Annotated in this window: 16 protein-coding genes and 1 tRNA gene; all 17 read left to right on the plus strand. The window is 61.9% G+C overall.

Annotated features, from left to right (window positions below; translation table 11 throughout):
* Positions 1-2: 2 nt before the first annotated feature.
* The 17 genes from S4A8_RS13610 to S4A8_RS13690 all read left to right on the plus strand — a co-directional run bounded on the left by S4A8_RS13610 (position 3) and on the right by S4A8_RS13690 (position 15914).
* Positions 3-1262, plus strand: coding sequence for an NADH:ubiquinone reductase (Na(+)-transporting) subunit B (locus S4A8_RS13610; RefSeq protein WP_353220547.1), 1260 nt, complete (start codon positions 3-5; stop codon positions 1260-1262).
* A 3-nt stretch (positions 1263-1265) separates the two neighbouring features.
* Positions 1266-2075, plus strand: coding sequence for a Na(+)-translocating NADH-quinone reductase subunit C (locus tag S4A8_RS13615; RefSeq protein ID WP_353177912.1), 810 nt, complete (start codon positions 1266-1268; stop codon positions 2073-2075).
* Positions 2076-2077: 2 nt separating this feature from the next.
* Positions 2078-2743 carry an NADH:ubiquinone reductase (Na(+)-transporting) subunit D gene (locus tag S4A8_RS13620; protein ID WP_353220548.1) on the plus strand — a complete coding sequence of 222 codons (666 nt, stop codon included), beginning with the start codon at positions 2078-2080 and terminating at the stop codon, positions 2741-2743.
* A gap of 24 nt (positions 2744-2767) precedes the next feature.
* Positions 2768-3376 carry an NADH:ubiquinone reductase (Na(+)-transporting) subunit E gene (gene nqrE, locus S4A8_RS13625; protein ID WP_353177916.1) on the plus strand — a complete coding sequence of 203 codons (609 nt, stop codon included), beginning with the start codon at positions 2768-2770 and terminating at the stop codon, positions 3374-3376.
* Positions 3377-3406: 30 nt separating this feature from the next.
* On the plus strand, positions 3407-4636 hold the full coding sequence (gene nqrF, locus S4A8_RS13630) for an NADH:ubiquinone reductase (Na(+)-transporting) subunit F (protein WP_353177917.1): 1230 nt from the start codon (positions 3407-3409) through the stop codon (positions 4634-4636).
* Positions 4637-4820: 184 nt separating this feature from the next.
* Positions 4821-5882 carry an FAD:protein FMN transferase gene (locus S4A8_RS13635; protein WP_353177918.1) on the plus strand — a complete coding sequence of 354 codons (1062 nt, stop codon included), beginning with the start codon at positions 4821-4823 and terminating at the stop codon, positions 5880-5882.
* On the plus strand, positions 5879-6067 hold the full coding sequence (locus S4A8_RS13640; RefSeq protein ID WP_353177919.1) for a hypothetical protein: 189 nt from the start codon (positions 5879-5881) through the stop codon (positions 6065-6067). Before S4A8_RS13635 ends, S4A8_RS13640 begins: the two co-directional genes overlap by 4 nt.
* Positions 6067-6465, plus strand: coding sequence for a CBS domain-containing protein (locus S4A8_RS13645; RefSeq protein ID WP_353177921.1), 399 nt, complete (start codon positions 6067-6069; stop codon positions 6463-6465). The genes S4A8_RS13640 and S4A8_RS13645 overlap by 1 nt, the downstream gene beginning before the upstream one ends.
* A 112-nt stretch (positions 6466-6577) precedes the next feature.
* A tRNA-Met gene (locus S4A8_RS13650) sits at positions 6578-6654 on the plus strand.
* Between the two features lie 53 nt (positions 6655-6707).
* Positions 6708-7160 (plus strand): ribosome maturation factor RimP, encoded by a 453-nt coding sequence (gene rimP, locus S4A8_RS13655; protein ID WP_353220549.1) that lies wholly within the window; start codon positions 6708-6710, stop codon positions 7158-7160.
* 60 nt (positions 7161-7220) lie between these two features.
* Positions 7221-8744, plus strand: coding sequence for a transcription termination factor NusA (gene nusA, locus S4A8_RS13660; protein ID WP_353177925.1), 1524 nt, complete (start codon positions 7221-7223; stop codon positions 8742-8744).
* Positions 8745-8813: 69 nt separating this feature from the next.
* Positions 8814-11441, plus strand: a complete 2628-nt coding sequence (gene infB / locus S4A8_RS13665) for a translation initiation factor IF-2 (RefSeq protein WP_353177927.1) — start codon at positions 8814-8816, stop codon at positions 11439-11441.
* A gap of 21 nt (positions 11442-11462) precedes the next feature.
* Positions 11463-11894 (plus strand): 30S ribosome-binding factor RbfA, encoded by a 432-nt coding sequence (rbfA, locus tag S4A8_RS13670; protein WP_353177929.1) that lies wholly within the window; start codon positions 11463-11465, stop codon positions 11892-11894.
* Positions 11881-12804, plus strand: a complete 924-nt coding sequence (gene truB / locus S4A8_RS13675; RefSeq protein ID WP_353220550.1) for a tRNA pseudouridine(55) synthase TruB — start codon at positions 11881-11883, stop codon at positions 12802-12804. The genes rbfA and truB overlap by 14 nt, the downstream gene beginning before the upstream one ends.
* A gap of 260 nt (positions 12805-13064) precedes the next feature.
* Positions 13065-13334: a 30S ribosomal protein S15 gene (rpsO, locus tag S4A8_RS13680; RefSeq protein ID WP_293627266.1), complete on the plus strand. Its 270-nt coding sequence runs from the start codon at positions 13065-13067 to the stop codon at positions 13332-13334.
* Between the two features lie 88 nt (positions 13335-13422).
* A complete protein-coding gene (gene pnp, locus S4A8_RS13685) occupies positions 13423-15552 on the plus strand; it encodes a polyribonucleotide nucleotidyltransferase (protein ID WP_353220551.1) in 2130 nt (709 codons plus the stop codon).
* Positions 15553-15695: 143 nt separating this feature from the next.
* Complete coding sequence (locus S4A8_RS13690; RefSeq protein WP_353220552.1) at positions 15696-15914, plus strand: hypothetical protein; 219 nt, start codon at positions 15696-15698, stop codon at positions 15912-15914.
* Positions 15915-15920: the final 6 nt, after the last annotated feature.

The raw sequence follows: 15920 nt of genomic DNA on the forward strand, positions 1-15920 counted from the left end.
CCATGGCGGGTTTGAGAGAAAGGCTGGATCGCTTGCATCCGCTGTTCGCCAAGGGCGGGCGGCTCGAGCGTTTCTATGCGCTGTACGAAATGGTGGATACGTTCCTCTATTCGCCGGCGGATACCACCCGCACCGCGCCGCATGTGCGCGACGGGATCGACCTCAAGCGGGTCATGATCTATGTGTGGCTGGCGACCTTCCCCTGTATCTTCATGGCCTGCTGGAACACCGGTTTCCAGGCTAATCTCGCGATGGCGCAAATGGGCGTCGACAGCGTCGACAACTGGCGCCAGGTGCCGTTGCATCTGTTCGGCGTCAGCCACGACCCGGACAGTTTCTGGGATAACTTCGTTCTCGGTTTCTGGTATTTCGCGCCGGTGTATTTCGTTACCTTCGTGGTCGGCGGGATCTGGGAGGCGCTGTTCGCCGCGGTACGCAATCACGAAATCAACGAAGGGTTCTTCGCGACCTCGATTCTCTACACCCTGACGCTGCCGCCCGCGATCCCGCTATGGCAGGCCGCGCTGGGTATTACCTTCGGCATCGTGGTCGGCAAGGAAGTCTTCGGCGGTACCGGTAAGAACTTTCTCAACCCTGCGCTGACCGGGCGCGCCTTCCTGTTCTTCGCCTTTCCGGCCTACATGTCCGGCGATAGCGTATGGACAGCGGTCGACGGCTGGTCTGCGGCCACGCCGCTGGGCTTGGGCGCCAGCGACGGCATGAGTGCAATCACCAGCCAGATCACCTGGTGGGATGCATTCGCAGGCGATATTCAGGGCTCGCTGGGTTCGACCTCCACGCTTGCGATTTTTCTGGGCGCGGCGTTCCTGCTTTATACGCGGGTGGCGTCCTGGCGCATCATGGCCGGCTGCGTGGGTGGTCTGGTCGGTATTACCGTGCTGTTCAATCTTATCGGCAGCGATACCAACGCGATGTTCGCCATGCCGTGGTACTGGCATCTGGTGATTGGCGGGTTTGCCTTCGGCGCGGTCTTCATGGCGACCGACCCGGTCAGTGCGTCGATGACCAATACGGGCCGGTTGATCTACGGCGCGCTGATCGGTGTGATGACCGGCCTCGTGCGCGTGGTCAATCCCGCGTTCCCGGAAGGCATCATGCTGGCGATTCTGTTTGGCAACATTTTTGCACCGCTTATCGACTATTTTGTCGTACAGGCCAACGTGCGTCGGCGCCAGAAACGCCTGGCCGGGGCCAACGGCAGCCGCAACGCCAAGTCGGCCGAAACGGTCGCCGCGGAGTAGATCATGGTAGGTATTGTCGGATTTTCGCGCGATGGGGTCGGCTACGTAGTCGCGGTCGCGCTCGCGGTCTGTCTGGTGTGTTCGGTTCTGGTCGCCTCGGCGGCGACTTTTCTCAAGCCCATGCAGACGGTGAATGCCAAGGCTGATCGGCGCAGCAACATTCTCGAGGTTGCCGGCTTGCCGAGCGGCCCCGATGTCGACGTGAATCAGGTCTTCAAGGATCGCATCGAAGCGCGCGTGGTAGATCTGTCCACTGGCGAGTATGTGCCGGACATGGAATCGGCCGAGTTCGATCAGCGTCGTGCGGCCTCCGATCCCGACACCAGCATCAAGATTCCGCGTTCGCAGGATATCGCCGATATCAAGCAACGCTCGAAATATGCCGAGGTCTATCTGGTCAACGACGAGCAGGGCAAACTCCAGACCATCGTGCTGCCGATCCATGGCTATGGTCTGTGGTCGACGATGTACGGCTTTCTCGCGCTCAAGCCGGACGCGAACACCGTCGAAGGCATCAAGTATTATGAACAGGGTGAAACGCCGGGCCTCGGTGCCGAAGTGGAGAACCCGCGCTGGCGCGCCAAATGGGACGGCAAGAAAGTCTACGGTGACGATGGCAACGTGGAGCTGAGCGTGATCAAGGGCAGCGTCGGCAGCAACACGCCGAATGCCCAGTACAAGGTCGACGGGCTGTCCGGCGCGACGCTGACCAGCCGCGGCGTATCCAATACCATCCACTACTGGCTGGGCGAAAACGGCTTCGAGCCGTACCTCGACAAGCTTCGCAGCGGCAAACTCTCGGCAGAGGGATAGACATGGCACAGAGTCAGGCTATGAAGGTGTTGACCGAACCGTTGGTCAACAACAATCCGATCGCGCTGCAGATTCTGGGCATATGCAGTGCGCTGGCGGTGACCAATCAGGTCGCCACCGCATTGCTCATGTGTGTGGCGCTGACTGCGGTCACGGCCTGTTCGAACTTCTCGATCAGTCTGATCCGTAATCATATCCCCTCGAGTATTCGTATCATCGTACAGATGACGATCATCGCCTCGCTGGTGATCGTGGTCGACCAGGTGCTCAAGGCCTTTGCCTATGACCTGGCCAAGTCGATGTCCGTGTTTGTCGGCCTGATCATTACCAACTGCATCGTCATGGGGCGTGCCGAAGCCTTTGCCATGAAAGAGCCGCCGGGTCTGGCGTTTCTCGATGGCCTGGGCAACGGCCTGGGCTACAGCCTGATTCTGTTGCTGGTGGGCACGATTCGCGAACTGCTGGGTTCGGGGTCGCTGCTGGGTTATCAGATTCTGCCCCTGGCCAGCGCGGGCGGCTGGTATGTGCCGCTGGGCATCATGCTGCTGCCGCCGAGTGCGTTCTTTATCATCGGCTTTCTCATCTGGGGCCTGCGCAGCTGGAAGCCGGAACAGAACGAAGAAGCCGATTACCAGATCCACCAGGTGCATCGCACCGAAATCGTCTAAGAGCGGATCGACGAGGCATAGGACGTGGAAAACTATCTCAGTATCCTGATCAAATCGGTCTTCATCGAGAATCTGGCCTTGGCCTTCTTTCTCGGGATGTGCACCTTTCTGGCGCTGTCGAAGAAAATCTCGACCGCGATCGGCCTGGGCGTGGCGGTTATCGTCGTGCAAGGCCTGACCGTGCCGGTCAACAACCTCATCTACCAGCACCTGCTCAAGGAAGGCGCGCTGGCCTGGGCCGGTCTGCCGAATACCGATCTGAGCTTTCTCGGGCTGATCAGCTATATCGGCGTGATCGCCGCCATCGTACAGATACTGGAAATGTTTCTGGATCGGTTCGTGCCGGCGCTGTATGCGGCCCTGGGTATCTTTCTGCCGCTGATTACCGTGAACTGCGCGATCATGGGCGGTTCGCTGTTCATGGTCGAGCGCGACTACGGCTTCGGCGAAAGTGTGACCTATGGTCTGGGCAGTGGCATCGGCTGGGCGCTGGCGATTGCGGCCCTGGCCGGCGTACGCGAAAAGCTCAAGTATTCCGATGTGCCGGACGGCCTTCAGGGGCTGGGCATCACCTTCATCACTGTGGGTCTGATGTCGCTTGGCTTCATGGCCTTTTCCGGTATCCAGCTCTAGACAGGCGGCTTTGCGAGAACGTGAGAACTCATGGGTGAACTAGCGCAAATCAGTCTCGGTGTCGCCGTCTTTACCGGCGTCGTCCTGTTTCTCGTGGTGGTGATTCTGCTGGCGAAGTCGCGGCTTGTTGCCAGCGGTAACGTCAATATCGAGATTAACGGCGAGAAGACGATCAAGGCCGCGGTGGGCACCAAATTGCTGGGCGCACTGGCCGATTCCAAGCTCTATGTGTCGTCGGCCTGCGGTGGCGGCGGCACCTGCGCCCAGTGCCGGGTGAAAGTGCTCGAAGGCGGCGGCGCGATCCTGCCCACCGAGGAAAGCCATATCAACAAGCGCGAAGCGCGCGAAGGGGATCGGCTGTCCTGTCAGGTGACCGTCAAGCAGGACATGAAGATCAAGGTTCCCGAGGAGGTCTTCGGCGTCAAGCAGTGGAAGTGCAAGGTGCGCTCCAATGACAACGTCGCCACCTTCATCAAGGAATTGGTGCTGGAACTGCCCGAGGGCGAGCACGTCAATTTCCGCGCCGGTGGTTATATCCAGATCACCTGTCCGCCGCACGAGGTGGCTTACAAGGACTTCGTGATCGACGAGCGCTTCCACGAGGACTGGGATACCCATAACCTGTGGCGCTATGTCTCGAAGGTCGACGAAACGGTAACGCGCGCGTACTCGATGGCCAACTATCCGGAAGAGAAGGGCATCATCATGCTCAACGTCCGTATTGCCACGCCGCCGCCGCGCAATCCGGACGTCAAGCCGGGCGAAATGAGCTCCTATATCTTCTCGCTCAAGCCGGGCGATGAAGTACTCATTTCCGGACCGTTCGGCGAATTCTTTGCCAAGGATACCGACGCCGAGATGGTGTTCGTGGGCGGTGGCGCCGGCATGGCGCCGATGCGTTCGCACATCTTCGATCAACTCGGGCGGATCAAGACCAACCGCAAGATGTCGTTCTGGTACGGCGCGCGTTCCAAGCGTGAGATGTTCTATGTGAACGACTTCGACACGCTCGCGCAGGAGAACGACAACTTCACCTGGACCGTGGCCCTGTCCGACGCCAAGGAAGAGGATGAATGGACCGGCGAGACCGGCTTCATTCATAACGTGCTCTATGAGCGCTACCTCAAGGATCACCCCGCGCCGGAAGATTGCGAATACTATCTTTGCGGGCCGCCGATCATGAATGCGTCGGTGATCAGCATGCTCGAAGACCTCGGCGTGGAGCCGGAAAACATCATGCTGGACGACTTCGGCGGCTAGGGTCGGCCTATGCGCGCCGCCGGCTTCGCATTCGCCTGCAGAGCTCGCCGTGGTGCGCAGGTTGCCCGTAACCGTCATTCGACCCCGCGTCCGGCTTAGCCAGCGCGGGGTTTTTACGTTGAGCGCGCCGCAGCCGCCGATGACGGGCTGACAAGCGCGCTGTCGATAACGCGCAGGAACCCCTATGCATCGCAAACTTCGTGATTTCGGCCCGGCGCGGGCGGCCAGTGGCGTGTTCTTCGCGCTCGCGTTCGCGCTCGTGCTAGCCGCCTGTACCGGTGAGCAGCGCGAGCCGGTGCGCGTGGAGGGGCCGGCTCAGGGCACCACCTATAGCGTGACGGTCATGAATCCGCCGGCCGACCTCGACGAGGCCGGCCTGAAGGACGCCATGGGCACGGTTATCGCACGCATCGACGCCCAGATGTCGACGTGGCGCGACGATTCCGAGATCGTGCGTTTCAATGCCGCGCCATCCGGCGAATGGGTCTCGGTATCACCCGAGCTTGCCGAGTTGAGTGCGCAGGCCTTGGCCATTGGCAAGGAGACCGGGGGCGCGTTTGACGTAACTCTGGGCCCGATTCTCAAGGTCTGGGGGTTCGGTGCCGACGCCGATGCACCCAGCCATCTGCCGACCGCCGACGAACTGGCCGCCGCGCGCGAAAAGACCGGCATCGGCCTCATCGACGTGCGACAGGACCCGCCAGCACTGCGCAAGCGCTCGCCCAACGTCACGCTCGATCTTGCCGGTCTGGCCCAGGGCTATACCGTCGATCTGATGGCCGCGCGCCTCGATTCCCTGGGCGCGAAGCGCTATCTCGTAGAGCTCGGCGGCGAGCTCTACGCCAAGGGCAACAAGCGCGGCCGTTCGCCCTGGCGTATCGGTATCGAAAAACCCAAGGCCGGTACCCGGGAGATCGAGCGCGTGGTGGGGCTGGCCAATGCCGGTATGACCACCTCGGGCGATTATCGCGACTATTTCGAGCTCGACGGTCGGCGTTTTTCGCATACCATCGACCCGCGCACGGGGCGCCCGGTGGCCCACGATTTGCGCGCGGTCACGGTCATTGCGCCGGACGCGACCACCGCCGATGCGATGGCGACCGCGCTTTTGGTCATGGGCCCCGAAGCCGGACTGCGCTATGCCAACGAACATCAACTGGCCGCGCTGTTCGTGAGTGGCGAGGCACCCGCGTATACTGAAAGCTACTCCAAGGCATTCGAACCCTATATCGAGGACTCGAAATGACACAGCTCGTAATACTCACGCTGGTGGCCTTCGCGGTCATGGCGCTGGTCGTCGCCGGCATGGCCGTCGGGGTCATGGTGACCGGACGCGAGATCAAGGGTAGCTGCGGCGGCGTCGGTGGCGGCGATTGTGCCTGTAGCAAGGGCGGCAGTTGTCCGACGGACGACAAGGCCGGCTCGCACTGATGTCGGCCCCGTCGCTGCTCATAAAGGATCATATGCGCGAGGTCATGGTGACCTTTCGCGCCGATACCGACGTCTTGCGTGCGGTACATCTATTGCTCGAAAACGGGGTGTCCGGCGCGCCGGTCACCGACCGCCTGGGCAATATCATCGGCTTTCTGTCGGAGAAGGATGTGATGGGCATCGCCCTCGAGGCGGGCTATTACGCCGACACCGCGGGCACCATCGAACGCCTGATGTCGAAAAAAGTCGTGACAGTGGACGCAGAAGATAGTATTGTTAGCGCCGCTCGGATATTCCGGGACTCGTCGATGAAGACGCTGCCGGTGATGCTCAATGGGCGTCTGGCCGGTATGCTGACCCGTCGCGACGTGCTCCGGGCATTCGAGCGGCAACGCTAGTCGAACGCTGTATTTCAGGTAGGTGTTCGGCAGCCGATTTTGTAGAAGCTGTATTGGCGAATCAGGCCCTTGCATTATGAAGGCCAAGTCATTATAGTTTCGCGCCATCGGGTGCGGGGTGGAGCAGTCTGGCAGCTCGTCGGGCTCATAACCCGAAGGTCGCAGGTTCGAATCCTGCCCCCGCTACCACATCTTGGTTGGATTAAAAGCCCCCGATGCGGGGCTTTTTTTATTGGCGCTTTATGTCGCAACGTCTTCACGAACTGCTCGAGCCGATCGTCACTGATCTGGGTTACGAGCTCTGGCATCTCGAATCCGTGGGTGCGGGGCGCAGCCGTGTGCTGCGTCTGTATATCGACTCGCCGGACGGTATCGCGCTCGAGGACTGCGAAGCAGTCAGTCACGAGGTGAGTGCCGCGCTGGATGTCGAAGACGAAGGCAGCGGTGAATACCAGCTGGAAGTCTCGTCGCCCGGCCTGGATCGGCCGCTGATTATCGGCGAACATTTTCGCCGTTTTATCGGCCATCGCGCCCGCGTGAACATGTTCGCGCCGGTCGGCGGCAAGCGCAAACTGCGCGGCACGATTCTCGCCGTTAACGGCGACACGGTTGATTTGGGCTGTGACGACCAGACATACAGCTTGGCGACAGGTGATATGGCAAAAGCCCGACTGGAGCCCGTTTTTGAAGAATAGAGGCCTTGTCGAGGCGGTTTTGCCGGTCAAACGCAACACGAACGATTTCGGGTGGCAGCGATGAACAAGAATGTCCTATTGGTCGCCGAGGCGGTTTCCAACGAAAAAGGCGTCGATCGAGAGATCATTTTCGAAGCGATCGAAGCCGCGCTGGCCTCGGCGACGCGCAAGAAGCACGGCGGCGAGATTGCTGTGCGTGTCGCGGTCGACCGCAAGACCGGCCACTACGAAACCTTCCGCCGCTGGCAAGTCATCGAGCCGGGTGCCGAAGGCGAGGATGGCGAGCCGGTGTTCATCGAAGCGCCCGAGCGCGAAATCTCGCTCGAAGCCGCCCGCGAAAACCACCCGGATATCCAGGCCGGCGAGTTCATCGAAGAGCCGATGGAATCGGTCGAATTCGGCCGTATCGCCGCCCAAGCCGCCAAGCAGGTCATCGTGCAGAAGGTGCGCGAAGCTGAACGCGCCCAGATCGTGGATCAGTACAAGCATCGCGTTGGCGAGCTGATTACGGGGCTGGTCAAGCGCATGGAGCGCGGCGCGGTGATTCTGGATCTGGGCGGCAATGCCGAGGCCATTATCCCGCGCGATCAGATGATTCCGCGCGAGCCGATGCGCCCGGGCGATCGCGTACGTGGCTATCTCTACGACGTGCGCCCCGAACAACGCGGCCCGCAGCTGTTCGTGTCGCGCACCAAGCCGGAATTTCTGCTTGAGCTGTTCAAGCTGGAAGTCCCGGAAGTCGGTCAGGGCCTGATCGAACTGCGCGGTGCGGCGCGCGATCCGGGTCTGCGCGCCAAGATATCGGTGCTCGCCAAGGATCGGCGTATCGATCCCGTGGGTGCCTGTGTGGGCATGCGCGGTTCGCGCGTACAGAGCGTGTCGAACGAGCTCGCCGGCGAACGCATCGACATCATCATGTGGAACGAAAACCCGGCCCAGTTCGTGATTAACGCGATGGCGCCGGCTGAGGTCGAGTCGATCGTACTCGACGAAGATTCGAACAGCATGGATCTGGCGGTCGCCGAAGACGTGCTCGCCAAGGCGATTGGTCGTGGCGGGCAGAATATCCGTCTGGCCTCGGAGCTGACCGGCTGGAAGCTCAACGTGATGACCGTCGAAGATGCCGACGCCAAGAGCGAAGCCGAAGGCGAGGCCTTGCAGGCGATGTTCCGCGATCAGCTGGATGTCGACGACGAAGTGGCGGTCATCCTGGTGCAGGAAGGCTTTACCACGACCGAAGAAATCGCCTACGTGCCGCTTGACGAGCTCGCCGAGATCGAGGAATTCGACGAGGATATCGTCGAGGAACTGCGTAATCGCGCCCGCGATTATCTGCTCTCGAAGGCGATTTCCAGCGTCGAAGGCGGCGACGAACCCGAAGATGATCTCTACGAGGTCGAGGGTGTCGATGAAGAACTGGCCGCACGGCTTGCGGAAAACGGTATCCTCTCGCGCGACGATCTGGCTGAACTGGGTGCAGATGAACTCGTCGAGATGGTCGATATGGATGAGGCACGTGCCGGCGAGCTGATTATGGCTGCGCGGGCGCACTGGTTTGCTGACGAGCAGGCCGACGCCGAATAGAATTGTCCTGAATAAACGGACGCCCGGCGCGGCGACGCACCAGCGCGGGCCCCATGGAGTAAGCAGAATATGGCGCAAACGACAGTCAAACAGCTGGCATCGGAAGTCGGTATTCCGGTGGAGCGACTGATCACGCGCTTGGCCGAAGCCGGTGTCTCCGCTTCTACGGAGAGCGACGGCATTAGCGACGACGACAAGCTCAAGTTGCTGCGGCATCTTCGCGACAGCGGTAGCACGTCTCGTTCCGGTGGCAAGCTTGGTACCCGCAAAAGCGGTGTGTCGCTACGGCGGCGCTCGACCTCCGAGCTGAAGGTGAATACCGGCCGGGGCGCGACCTCAGGTCGTACGGTGAGCGTGGAAGTGCGCAAGCGTCGCACCTACGTCAACCGTCAGGAGCAGGCCGAGCAACAGGCGCGTGACCAGGAAGACCAGGCGCGGGCCGAGGCCGAACGCGCAGAACAGGATCGCGTGGCCCAGGAGGCGGCCGAACAGGCACGCCGCGAAGAGGCCGAGCGCGCCGAAGCCGAGGCCAAGGCCCAGCGCGAGCAGGAAGAAGCGCTGCGTCAGCAGGCCGAGGAACGGGCCAAGCGCGAAGCCGAGATCAACGCGCAGCGCGAGGCCAAGGAAAAGGCCGATCGCGAAGCGCTGGAAAAAGAGCGGGCCAAGCGCACGGTCAAGGTCGACGATGCGCGCTCGCGTGCACAGGAAAACCTGCGCCGTGCTGCACAGAGCCACGGTCGCACGGAAGAAGACGTCGAGCGCGAAAAGAATCGCGGCAAGCGCAAGGAGCTGCATGTCGCCGAAGGCAAGCAGGGTCGGCGCAAGAGCAAGAAAAAGCGGGTCACGCGCAGCGCCAGCAAGGTCAATGTCGCAACCGAACACGGTTTCGAGCGGCCGACCGCGCCGGTCGTACGCGATGTGGAAATCCCGGAACTGATCACCGTAGCCGAGCTCGCCCAGCGTATGGCGGTCAAGGGCGGCGATCTGCTCAAGCGCATGATGAAGCTGGGCGTGATGGCCACCATCAACCAGACCGTCGATCAGGATACGGCGTATCTGCTGGTTGAGGAGATGGGCCACAATCCCAAGCCGGTGAAGTCGGAGAGCGCCGAAGAGACGCTCATCGACGAAGTCCGTGCCGAGGAAGAAGAGGTCGAAGGTGTCACCCGGGCGCCGGTGGTCACGATCATGGGCCATGTCGACCACGGCAAGACCTCGCTACTGGACTATATCCGTCGTACCAAGGTGCAGGCGGGCGAAGCCGGCGGTATTACCCAGCATATCGGCGCCTACCACGTGAAACACGACAAGGGCGCGATCACGTTCATCGATACGCCCGGCCATGCGGCGTTCACGCGCATGCGTGCCCGCGGTGCCGAGATCACCGATATCGCGATTCTCATCGTGGCCGCGGACGACGGCGTGATGCCGCAGACCAAGGAATCGATCCAGCACGCGCGTGCCGCGGGTGTGCCGATCGTGGTCGCGGTCACCAAGATGGACGTGCCGGCCGCGGATATCGACAAGGTCAAGAGCGGGCTGTCGGCGGAAGACATCATTCCGGAAGACTGGGGCGGCGATACCATGGTGGTGCCGGTGTCCTCGCATACCGGTGAAGGCATCGACGATCTGCTGGATGCGATTCTGCTGCAGGCCGAGGTCGCCGAGTTCAAGGCACCGATCGACGTGCCGGCGCGCGGTACGGTGATCGAATCCAGCCTCGAGAAGGGTCGCGGCCCGGTGGCCACGATTCTGGTCAAGGCCGGTACGCTCAAGCGCGGTGATGCCATTCTGGCGGGGCCGTATTTCGGACGTGTACGTGCCATGTTCAACGAACTGGGCGAGCAGGTTAAATCCGCGGGACCGTCGATTCCGGTCGAGGTGCTGGGTCTGTCCGGCACGCCGGAAGCCGGTGACGATGCGTTTGTGGTGGCCAACGAGAAGCGGGCCAAGGAAATCGCCGCTCAGCGCGACGAGCGCGAGCGCGAGAACAAGCTGGCTCAGCAGCAGGCCGCACGTCTGGAAGAAGTGTTCTCGGCGATCGGCGAAAACGGTCCGTCGGAAACCAAGGATCTCAACCTGCTCATCAAGGGCGACGTGCAGGGCAGTGTGGAAGCGCTGGTCGAGTCGCTGGGCAAGATCCCGTCGGAAGAGGTCAAGATCCGGATCATCTCCAGCGGCGTGGGTGGCATCAGCGAGTCCGATGTCGAACTGGCCCTGGCGTCCAAGGCGATCATCATTGGCTTTAACGTGCGTGCCGACGCCAAGGCTCGCAAGGTGATCCAGGAATCGGGCGTAGACGTGCGCTATTACAGCGTCATCTACGAAGCGATCCAGGACGTCACCGACGCGGTCAGCGGTCTGTTGGGCACGGAAGTGCGCGAAGAAATCATCGGCCTGGCCGAGGTACGCGACGTGTTCCGTTCTTCCAAGCTCGGTGCGATCGCGGGTTGTCTGGTTGCCGATGGTAACGTCGTGCGCGGCCAGCCGATTCGTGTACTGCGCGACAACGTGGTCGTCTACGAAGGCGAGCTGGAATCGCTGCGTCGTCACAAGGACGACGTCAATCGTGTACCGGCTGGTACCGAGTGCGGTATTGGTGTCAAGAACTACAACGACATCAAGCCGGGCGACCAGATCGAGGTCTACGAGCGTACCGAAGTCCAGCGCGCGGTCCAGACAGCCGAGCCGGCTTAAGCCGGCTCGGGAGCCGAAACCATGGCACGCGAATTTTCGCGCAAGCACCGGGTGGCCGAGGAGCTCAAGCGCGAGCTGGGCGTGCTCATCACCACCGAGGTGAAAGACCCGCGGGTACGCCTGGTCGCGATCACGTCGGTGGAAGTCTCGGCCGATCTGAAGTACGCCAAGGTATTCGTGGGCAGTTTCGATGTCACCGCCCCCGTGGGGCAGTCGAACGAGGCCATCGAGGGCCTGACGGCAGCGCGTGGTTTTCTCAAGCGCGCGCTGGGCAAGCGTTTGCATCTGCGCGTCATGCCGGATCTGCGCTTTATCGAGGACACCACCGAGCGTGATGCCCAGCATCTGCGCCAGGTGATCAACTCGGCCGTCGCCGAAGACCGTCGTCATGGCGATCCCATGGCCGATGACGGTGACGACGCGGGCGATAGCGAGGCGCATGGGGCGTCGTAAGCGTGGGCAGGATATCGACGGCGTCATCCTGCTCGACAAGCCGCTCGGTTGCTCGTCGAACGCCGCCTTGCAGCGTGTGCGGCGCGCGTTCGATGCCCGCAAGGCTGGTCATACCGGCAGTCTCGATCCGCTGGCCAGCGGGCTGTTGCCAGTCTGTCTGGGCGAGGCGACCAAGGTATCGTCGTATCTGCTCGCGGCGGACAAGCGCTATCGTGTAACCGCGATTCATGGCACCCAGACCGCGACCGGCGATCGGGAGGGCGAGATCGTTGCCTCCAGCGAACTCGCCATGCCCGAGACAGAAGAGCTGGAACGGATCCTCACCCGGTTTCTGGGCGCTCAGCACCAGATTCCGCCGATGTATTCGGCGCTCAAGAAAGACGGCAAGCGGTTGTACGAACATGCGCGTGCCGGGGAAACGGTCGAGCGCGCGCCGCGCCCGATTACCGTGCATGAACTCGAGCTGATCGCCTGCGACGCCGACACGTTCACTCTTGATGCGCGCGTATCCAGCGGAACCTATATCCGTACGTTGGTCGAGGATATCGCCGCTGCCTGGGGTAGTGTGGCCCATGTCGGCGCGCTGCGCCGGACCGCGATCGGGCGCCTGGGCGCCGAGCTCGGCATGGTCCCGCTCGCCGACATCGAAGCCCGCGCGGAGTCCGGCCAGTCGATGGCCGATTGGCTGTTGCCAGTGTCGGTCGCGGTGGCCAACTGGCCGCGGGCGGTACTTGGCCCGGAAGATGCCGCGGCCATGGGCCACGGACGCGCGGTCGACTGCCCGATCGAAGTCGATGCCGAAACGACGCTTTGTATCCAGGATGAGAGCGGTTTGCTGCTCGGCCTGGGGTATATCGACGCGCACGGTCGACTGGCGCCGCGGCGTCTGTTCGCCTGCCCGCAACGCTAATAGATATCGGCGCGCGCGCAGTTGGTGCCAGCCCTATGCGCATCGTACAAAACGTGTTGTACAGCGCGTCGTCAAGCCGCTAGAATATGCGCCTCGCGGCACAGGCGGCTGCCGCCCGGTGACCGGAGCGCACGGGCTTTTTCCAAACCGTTTCGTGGGGATGAGAGGCGAAAGTCTCCTCCCGGCTTGCTGTTTGGAAAAGGCCGGGTTGCTCCAGCCAGGCGGGGCTGCGGTGTTTGTATTGTTATTCAGGAGTAAACATGGCCCTGTCCACCGAAGAAAAAGCGGAAGTCATCAACAAGTACAGCCGTGGTACCGGCGATACCGGTTCCCCGGAAGTTCAGGTCGCGTTGCTGACCACGCGTATCACCCAGCTGGGCGATCATTTCAATGCCCACAAGGGTGATCATCATTCCCGTCGCGGGCTGCTGAAGATGGTTAACCAGCGCCGCAAGCTGCTTGACTACATCAAGCGTCGTGATGCTTCGCGTTACAAGGCTCTGATCAGCGAGCTGGGTCTGCGTCGCTAAGCGCGATCATCAGATCCCAGCCAATGAAAGCGCCCCTCGGTACACCGAGCCGGGCGCTTTTTTGTTTGAAAGACACAGGATAATTCTAGTGAGCAACGTCACCGTTACCAGTAAACAGACCTTCCAGTTCGGCGAACATGCGGTCACCCTCGAAACGGGTGAGATCGCGCGTCAGGCCGACGGCGCCGTGAAGGTGAGCATGGGCGACACCGTGGTGCTCGTCACCGCTGTTGGCAAGAAAGAAGCCGCGCCGAACGCCGCCTTCTTCCCGCTGACCGTCAACTATCAGGAACGCACCTACGCTGGCGGCAAGATTCCCGGCGGCTTCTTCAAGCGTGAAGGGCGTCCGGGCGAAAAGGAAACGCTCACCTGCCGCCTGATCGACCGTCCGATCCGCCCGCTGTTCCCGAAAGGCTTCTATAACGAAGTCCAGATCGTGGCCACCGTCATGTCCGTCGATCCCGAGATCGATGCCGATATCCCGGCCATGATCGGCGCCTCGGCTGCACTCTGTCTCGCCGGCCTGCCGTTCGCCGGCCCGATCGGTGGTGCACGCGTGGGCTATGCCGACGGCGAATATGTGCTCAACCCGAGCGCGACCCAACTCAAGACCAGTGATTTGAACCTGGTCGTTGCCGGAACCGCCGATGCCGTGCTGATGGTCGAATCCGAAGCCAAGCAGCTTTCCGAAGACATCATGCTGGGCGCCGTGCTGTTCGGCCACGAGCAGATTCAGGCTGCTATTCAGGCCATCGAAGCGATGGTCGCCGAAGCCGGCAAGCCCAAATGGGACTGGCAGGCCCCGGCCAAGGATGAATCCCTGGCGGAAGCCGTCGAGCGCGTGGCCAAGAACGATGTCGTCGAGGCTTACCAGATCGCCGACAAGCAGGATCGCGGTGCGCGCCTGAGCGAAATCAAGGACGCCGTTGTGGCCGAACTGGCCGCAGAAGAAGGCGAAGAGGGCTGGAGCCGCGACGACGTGAAGGCCGCGCTCGGTTCGCTGGAAAAGACCACCGTGCGTTCGCGCATTCTCGAAGGCCAGCCGCGTATCGACGGCCGCGACACGCGCACCGTGCGCGCGCTGGATATCAAGACCGGCGTGCTGCCGCGTACCCACGGCTCGGCGCTGTTCACGCGTGGCGAAACCCAGGCACTGGTCGTCACCACGCTCGGCACCGGTCGCGATGCGCAGATGATCGACGCGGTCGAAGGCAAGTACGACGACCCGTTCATGCTGCACTACAACTTCCCGCCCTACAGCGTGGGCGAGACCGGCTTCATGGGCAGCCCCAAGCGTCGTGAAATCGGTCACGGCAAGCTGGCCAAGCGCGCGATCATGGGCGTACTGCCGGATCTGGAAAAGGAATTCCCCTACGTCATGCGCGTGGTGTCGGAAGTCACCGAATCGAACGGCTCCTCGTCGATGGCATCGGTCTGCGGCACCAGCCTCGCGCTCATGGACGCCGGCGTGCCGATCAAGGCGCCGGTGGCCGGTGTGGCCATGGGCCTGATCAAGGAAGGCGACAAGTTCGCCGTGCTCACCGACATTCTCGGCGACGAAGATCATCTGGGCGATATGGACTTCAAGGTCGCCGGTTCCACCGACGGCATCACCGCGCTGCAGATGGATATCAAGATTGCCGGCATCACCCGGGAAATCATGCAGGTCGCACTCGACCAGGCCAAGGAAGGTCGCCTGCATATTCTGGATGTCATGAATCAGGCGATCGACAAGCCGCGTCAGGAAGTCTCCGAGTGGGCGCCGCGCATCTTCACGATCAAGATCGATTCCGACAAGATTCGCGACGTCATCGGCAAGGGTGGTGCGACCATCCGCTCGATCACCGAGGAAACCGGCGCGTCGATCGATATCGAGGATGACGGCACCATCCATGTCGCCGCGGTCGATAAATCGGCGGCTGATATGGCCATCAAGCGTATCGAAGACATCACCCGCGATATCGAAGCCGGCCAGGTCTACGAAGGCAAGGTCGTCCGTATCGTGGACTTTGGCGCCTTCGTGAATCTGGTGCCGGGCCGCGACGGGCTCGTGCATATCTCCCAGATTGCCGATCACCGTGTCGAAAAAGTCAGCGACGAACTCTCCGAAGGCCAGACCGTCAAGGTCAAGGTCCTGGAAGTCGACCGTCAGGGCCGTGTGCGCCTGTCCATGAAGGAACTGGCCGACAAGCCGGCCGAGGACCAGGCCGACAGCTGATCGAGCGCCTAGCGCACGATCACGCGGTCGACGGATCGAAAGGCGCCCTGCGGGGCGCCTTTTTTATGCGCATCGTCGGGTTAACGCCAACCCGGACGCCGCCGGGTTGGCGTGTCGGGTTGCACTGCGGCGTGGAACAAGCCATGTCGGCTGGCCTGAGACGAAGGCTGCAAGCCGACGGCAGCTCGGCGGTGATGCCTGCCCGTATTCACGTGGCCGCACCGGCCGTGGTCGGGTTCGGCCCGTATTGGAGTAACCGGGGCAACTCCATCGTTCGCACTATTTTTTATCGCGCCCATAAAAAAGGTTCATCGCGGATCAGCGGGACGGTAGGTAAAGAAGCGGCGACGCTTCGCATATAGAGTTGG

It is taken from the genome of Salinisphaera sp. S4-8 (genome assembly GCF_040361235.1).
Taxonomy (GTDB): Bacteria; Pseudomonadota; Gammaproteobacteria; order Nevskiales; family Salinisphaeraceae; genus Salinisphaera.

Excerpts from the sequence above, each read along its gene's own strand:
- S4A8_RS13610 (WP_353220547.1), top strand. The coding sequence starts at position 3 with ATGGCGGGTTTGAGAGAAAGGCTGGATCGCTTGCATCCGCTGTTCGCC.
- S4A8_RS13615 (WP_353177912.1), top strand. The coding sequence starts at position 1,266 with ATGGTAGGTATTGTCGGATTTTCGCGCGATGGGGTCGGCTACGTAGTC.
- S4A8_RS13620 (WP_353220548.1), top strand. The coding sequence starts at position 2,078 with ATGGCACAGAGTCAGGCTATGAAGGTGTTGACCGAACCGTTGGTCAAC.
- nqrF (WP_353177917.1), top strand. The coding sequence starts at position 3,407 with ATGGGTGAACTAGCGCAAATCAGTCTCGGTGTCGCCGTCTTTACCGGC.
- S4A8_RS13635 (WP_353177918.1), top strand. The coding sequence starts at position 4,821 with ATGCATCGCAAACTTCGTGATTTCGGCCCGGCGCGGGCGGCCAGTGGC.
- S4A8_RS13640 (WP_353177919.1), top strand. The coding sequence starts at position 5,879 with ATGACACAGCTCGTAATACTCACGCTGGTGGCCTTCGCGGTCATGGCG.
- S4A8_RS13645 (WP_353177921.1), top strand. The coding sequence starts at position 6,067 with ATGTCGGCCCCGTCGCTGCTCATAAAGGATCATATGCGCGAGGTCATG.
- rimP (WP_353220549.1), top strand. The coding sequence starts at position 6,708 with ATGTCGCAACGTCTTCACGAACTGCTCGAGCCGATCGTCACTGATCTG.
- nusA (WP_353177925.1), top strand. The coding sequence starts at position 7,221 with ATGAACAAGAATGTCCTATTGGTCGCCGAGGCGGTTTCCAACGAAAAA.
- infB (WP_353177927.1), top strand. The coding sequence starts at position 8,814 with ATGGCGCAAACGACAGTCAAACAGCTGGCATCGGAAGTCGGTATTCCG.
- rbfA (WP_353177929.1), top strand. The coding sequence starts at position 11,463 with ATGGCACGCGAATTTTCGCGCAAGCACCGGGTGGCCGAGGAGCTCAAG.
- truB (WP_353220550.1), top strand. The coding sequence starts at position 11,881 with ATGGGGCGTCGTAAGCGTGGGCAGGATATCGACGGCGTCATCCTGCTC.
- rpsO (WP_293627266.1), top strand. The coding sequence starts at position 13,065 with ATGGCCCTGTCCACCGAAGAAAAAGCGGAAGTCATCAACAAGTACAGC.
- S4A8_RS13690 (WP_353220552.1), top strand. The coding sequence starts at position 15,696 with ATGTCGGCTGGCCTGAGACGAAGGCTGCAAGCCGACGGCAGCTCGGCG.